Genomic DNA, 4,942 nt, shown 5'->3' with positions numbered 1-4,942 from the left:
TGCGACGGCAGCATGACCTGGGCCAACGACAGCCAAACGCTCTTCTTCGGTGAACTGGACGAGACCCATCGCCCGCATAAGTTGTACCGCCATCGGTTGGGCAATGAATCAGCAGACTTGGTGTTCAACGAGCCCGATGGACGCTTCTTCCTGCATTGCTACCGCAGCAGTTCAGAACAGCAATTGGTGTTGTCGCTCAACAGTAAAACCACCAGCGAAGCGTGGGTACTGGACGCAGAAAAGCCTGAACAGGCCTTTATCTGCCTGGCACCACGGGTCGAGGGCCATGACTATTCCCCGGACCACGGCAAGATTGATGGCGTTTGGACGTGGCTGATCCGAAGCAACCAGGACGGCATTAACTTTGCGCTGTATCAAGCCGCCCAAAAAGCCAACGGCGTGCCGTCCCGTGACGAATGGATAACCCTGATTGCGCACAGCGACACGGTGATGCTGGAAGGCATGAGCCTGAATGCAAAAGGCATGACCTTGAGCCTGCGCGAAGGCGGATTGCCCATCATCGAAGTGCACCCGCAAGGCCAATCCGCTTACCGTGTACAGTTGCCCGACGCGGCATACAGCCTGCACGTTCAAGATTCGCTGGAGTTCGACAGCGACAAAATCCGCCTGCGTTACCAGTCGCTGAATCGACCCTCGCAAGTGCGTCAATTGACCTTGGCCAACGGCGAGCAGACGGTACTTAAGGAAACCCCGGTACTCGGGCCGTTCGACGCTGACGCCTACGTCAGCCAACGTCTGTGGGCAACCGCAGCCGACGGCACACAGGTGCCCATCAGCCTGGTGGTTAAACGCGACTTACTCGGCAGCGCAACACCACTGTACCTCTACGGGTATGGCGCCTACGGCGAAAGCCTCGACCCATGGTTCTCTCATGCGCGTTTGAGTTTGCTGAACCGCGGCGTCGCCTTTGCCATTGCTCATGTGCGCGGTGGCGGCGAACTGGGCGAAGCCTGGTACCGTGACGGCAAGCAGGAACATAAGCAAAATACCTTCAGCGACTTCATCGCCTGCGCCGAGCACCTGATCAGCAACGGCCTGACCAGCGCAGAGCGATTGGTCATCAGTGGCGGCAGCGCTGGCGGGTTATTGATCGGTGCAGTCCTCAATCAGCGTCCCGAGCTGTTCAAGGCAGCCATTGCCGAAGTACCGTTTGTCGACGTACTGAACACGATGCTTGATCCCGATCTGCCGCTGACCGTTACTGAATACGACGAATGGGGTAACCCGCAGGAAGCCGACGTCTACGAGCGCATCAAGGGTTACGCGCCTTACGAAAACGTGGTCGCTCAGCCTTACCCGGCTACTTTGGTGATCGCTGGCTACAACGACAGCCGCGTGCAGTATTGGGAAGCAGCCAAGTGGGTGGCAAAATTACGTGCGACTAAGACTGACGACAACTTGCTGCTGTTAAAGACCGAGCTGGACGCCGGTCACGGTGGCATGAGCGGACGCTATCAAGGCCTGCGCGATGTGGCACTGGAATACGCGTTCGTCTTTAAGGTGTTGCAACTGAACTGAAGGGTCTTGGGATTAAAAGACCTTGGGTTAATATCCGAGTCAATTAGAGGGTCTGTCTTGCAGACCCTTGCTGACCCACTCCATTAAAAAACAAGACTGCCAAGCCATGTCAGACACAAACTCCCTGAACAATGAAATCCGCGACCTGCTGATGGACTGTGGCCTATTCAACGCCTTGTTGCCTGCTGACTTCAAAGCCATAGCCGGTTATTTCAGCATTACCACGGTGGAACAGGGCAAGGCGATTTTCCAGGAGGGCGACGCTGGCAGTTTCATGTGCATCATCAATTCGGGCACGGTGTCAGTACGCAAGCTCAACAACGACGAGCAACAGGTCGAGATCGCGACCTTACGCAAAGGGGCGTTTGGCGAAATGGCAGTGCTGGATGGCGAACGTCGGTCCGCCAGCTGCATCGCCGCCACCGATTGTCATTTGTTGAACCTGGGCAAAGACTCGCTGGACAAGATGCTGAATGACGCGCCGAAAATCGCTGCGAAAATTATCCGTGCCATTGCTGTCGCGATGTCACGAAGGCTACGCATGGTCGATGGGCAATTGCTGTCGCAGCAGATTTGATCGCTACGGGTTCTTCGGCGGGCTGCCTGGTGTGTCGTTCTGTAGGCCTGGCAATGGCTGGTCCTTAGGGGGCCCCGGAATTTCAATTTTCGGCAGCAACGGTGGATTACCTTCGTTGCCACCCGTGCGCGGGATACTTGGCGGGGCAACTTGCGGGTACGGTGTCGGCGTTGCAGTACCGGGCGAGCCGGGTTCCGCTGCACCGGGAACAGTTTGCAGATTGTCTGCACGAACGGCAGTTACAGAGAGCGTCATCAAGACAATCGCCGTTAGAATAGAGCGCTTCATCAATGGCCTCAGATGCCAGCTTATTTTGGTCCGGCTCAGGCTACTCCTTGCGCGACAAAGTTGCCTTCTGAAAAATCACCCTTTCAATGAGTTTCCCATGAAACGTTTCGTTCTACTCGACACCACTCCGATTCCCGAAAATGGCGGTGCCTTGTGCCTGTTCGAGTACGGCGAAGACTTCGTGATCAAAATTCAGGGCGGCGATGGCGGCCAATTGATGAACACGCGCATGCACGGTTCAGAAGACGCACTGGCCGAGATCCCCTGCAAAAAAGTCACGCACCGGGTGCTCCCACGGGTGTTGATCGGCGGTCTGGGCATGGGTTTTACCCTCGCCTCCGCGCTTAAACATCTGGGCAAGAATGCCGAGGTGGTGGTCGCCGAACTGGTGCCGGGCGTGGTGGAGTGGAATCGCGGGCCGTTGGGCGAAAAAGCCGGTAATCCTCTGCTCGACCCTCGGGCAAAAATCGTAATTCAAGATGTTGCGCAGGTGCTCAAGAGCGAGCCGAACGGTTTCGATGCAATCATGCTCGATGTCGATAACGGCCCCGAAGGTCTGACACAAAAGGCCAACAGTTGGCTGTACTCGTCGGGCGGGTTGAGTGCGTGTGCGCATGCGTTGCGCCCCAAAGGCATCCTCGCCGTGTGGTCAGCCAGCGCTGATTCGAAGTTCTCCGACAAGCTACGCAAAGCCGGTTTCAAGGCCGAAGAAGTGCAAGTCTTCGCCCACGGCAACAAAGGCACGCGGCACACCATTTGGATCGCGGAAAAGCTCAAGGGCTGAACATTCCCGCGACCAACACCGCATATTTATCAATGCAACGCGCTTTCCCTGCTCTTCGCTACATCGGCCGGTTTGACCAGTGGCTCGCTTTGCCCGAAACGACGCAGCACAAACGTGCTGACTGCCGCTAACTCGACATCGTTATAACCGCGAGCAAAGTCCGGCATCTTCTGATCAGGAGCCGACCGGGTGAGGTTATGCCCGCTCAACAGCGTCGCGATCAAGTTAGTCCCTGCGGGATCGTTGACGGCCTTGAGTCCTGCAAGTGTCGCAATAGTGGATTGGTTTCCAGTCCCATCCAACCGATGGCAAGCAGCGCAAGCGTCACTAAAAATCTTCTTGCCCAGCCCATTACTGGCGTCCATCGACGCGGTATTGATGGCGATCGCTGGACGCGACACGCCTTCTGCTCTGGCCTTGGTGGTTTTCAGGTAAACGGCAATCGCGTTCAAATCGGCCGGTTCAAGGTATTGCAGACTGTGCTCGACCACATCCGCCATCGGCCCGCCCGCGCCGCCATAACCTGGCGCATAACCCTGAGCCATGTAGCTGACCAGAGCTTCATTAGGCCAAGCACCAATACCGTGTTTCGCGTCTGAACTGATGTTGTACGCCTGCCAATTGCCCAGTAGATTGCCTGCCAGCGAGTGGCTGGTACTCACAGCCTGGAAAATGTTACGCGGTGAATGACATTCGCCGCAGTGCCCCGGCCCTTCGACCAGATAAGCCCCACGATTCCATTCCGCCGATTGCTTGGCATCAGGCGCAAAGCGCTCATTGGAGTTGAACACCAGATTCCAGAAGAACATTCCCCAGCGCTGGTTGAACGGAAACGACAGGTCGTTTTCCTGAGGCTTTTGCTGAACAGGCGCGAGGCTGAACAAGTACGCCTTGATCGCCAGAATGTCTTCGCGTGGCATCAACGTGTAAGACGTATAAGGGAAAGCCGGGTAGTAGTGCTTGCCGTCCTTGCCGACACCCTTTTGCAAGGCGCTGACAAACTCGTCGTCCGTCCAGTTACCAATCCCGGTCTCTTTATCTGGGGTAATGTTCGGCGAATACAGCGTTCCAAACGGCAGTTTGAAGCCCAGCCCACCCGCAAATGGTTTACCGCCCGGCACCACGTGACAGGCCACACAATCGGCCGCGCGAGTGAGGTATTCACCTTTGCTGATCAGGGCGGAATCAGCGGCATTGGCTGACAGCGCCAGACCCGCCGAGACGAAAGCCAGGGCATATTTAAATAGGTTCATGACAGCTCCTCAGACGGTGAAATAGCCGGCACGGCTCAACGGTAAACGTCGAACGCGTACCTGCGACGCGGCATGCAATGCGTTCATCAATGCGGGTGCAACGGGCACAACGCCCGTTTCACCTACACCGCCTGGGCTTTCGAGACTTTTCATCAGGTGCGCCTGCACCGGCGGTGCGTCGCTCATGCGAATCTGCCGGTACTGGTTAAAGTTGCTTTGCAGCACTTGGCCCTTGTCGATGAGGACTTCGTTGAACAACGCTGCCGATAGACCAAACAACGTGCCGCCTTCGATTTGCGCCAAGACGGAGGTGGGATTGGTGATGAAGCCGCAATCGATGACTGAGGTCAGACGCTTGATCCGAATCCCGTGTTCGCCTTGCATTTCAAGCTCCACCACCGTTGCGATGAAGCTGCCAAACACCGCACTCACCGCCACCCCGCGCCCTTGTCCGGCAGGCAGCGGCGTTTTCCAGTCCGAAAGCTCGGCCACCCGTTTAAG

Annotated in this window: 6 protein-coding genes; 3 read left to right on the top strand and 3 right to left on the bottom strand. The window is 56.8% G+C overall.

The genetic code is table 11. The features are described from left to right. Both M0974_RS20390 and M0974_RS20385 read left to right on the top strand, forming a co-directional pair. The coding region (locus tag M0974_RS20390; RefSeq protein ID WP_297840874.1) for a S9 family peptidase at nt 1–1,539 on the top strand (1,539 nt) is incomplete at its 5' end. A gap of 106 nt (nt 1,540–1,645) precedes the next feature. Further along, the gene (locus M0974_RS20385; protein ID WP_297840871.1) at nt 1,646–2,116 is read left to right on the top strand and encodes a cyclic nucleotide-binding domain-containing protein; all 471 of its coding nucleotides are present in this window, start codon (nt 1,646–1,648) and stop codon (nt 2,114–2,116) included. Nucleotides 2,117–2,119: 3 nt separating this feature from the next. On the opposite strand, the gene M0974_RS20380 is transcribed toward M0974_RS20385, so the two are convergent. Further along, nucleotides 2,120–2,404, bottom strand: a complete 285-nt coding sequence (locus M0974_RS20380; RefSeq protein WP_297840868.1) for a hypothetical protein — start codon at nt 2,402–2,404, stop codon at nt 2,120–2,122. A 97-nt stretch (nt 2,405–2,501) separates the two neighbouring features. Here M0974_RS20380 and M0974_RS20375 point away from each other — a divergent pair, with 97 nt between their 5' ends. After that, the gene (locus M0974_RS20375; protein WP_297840865.1) at nt 2,502–3,188 is read left to right on the top strand and encodes a spermidine synthase; all 687 of its coding nucleotides are present in this window, start codon (nt 2,502–2,504) and stop codon (nt 3,186–3,188) included. A 29-nt stretch (nt 3,189–3,217) separates the two neighbouring features. Here M0974_RS20375 and M0974_RS20370 read toward each other — a convergent pair whose 3' ends face one another. After that, a complete protein-coding gene (locus M0974_RS20370) occupies nt 3,218–4,441 on the bottom strand; it encodes a cytochrome c (protein WP_297840862.1) in 1,224 nt (407 codons plus the stop codon). A 9-nt stretch (nt 4,442–4,450) separates the two neighbouring features. Then, a partial coding sequence (locus tag M0974_RS20365) for a molybdopterin cofactor-binding domain-containing protein (protein ID WP_297840860.1) occupies nt 4,451–4,942 on the bottom strand: 492 nt, incomplete at its 5' end.

It is taken from the genome of Pseudomonas sp. (genome assembly GCF_026224925.1).
GTDB lineage: Bacteria > Pseudomonadota > Gammaproteobacteria > Pseudomonadales > Pseudomonadaceae > Aquipseudomonas.
The sequence above is the reverse complement of the archived record's forward strand: the minus strand, read 5'-3'. Positions and strand labels throughout refer to the sequence as shown.

What these genes read in the sequence shown, in the direction of transcription:
- M0974_RS20385 (WP_297840871.1), top strand. Translation starts at nt 1,646, where the DNA reads ATGTCAGACACAAACTCCCTGAACAATGAAATCCGCGACCTGCTGATG.
- M0974_RS20380 (WP_297840868.1), bottom strand. Translation starts at nt 2,404, where the DNA reads ATGAAGCGCTCTATTCTAACGGCGATTGTCTTGATGACGCTCTCTGTA.
- M0974_RS20375 (WP_297840865.1), top strand. Translation starts at nt 2,502, where the DNA reads ATGAAACGTTTCGTTCTACTCGACACCACTCCGATTCCCGAAAATGGC.
- M0974_RS20370 (WP_297840862.1), bottom strand. Translation starts at nt 4,441, where the DNA reads ATGAACCTATTTAAATATGCCCTGGCTTTCGTCTCGGCGGGTCTGGCG.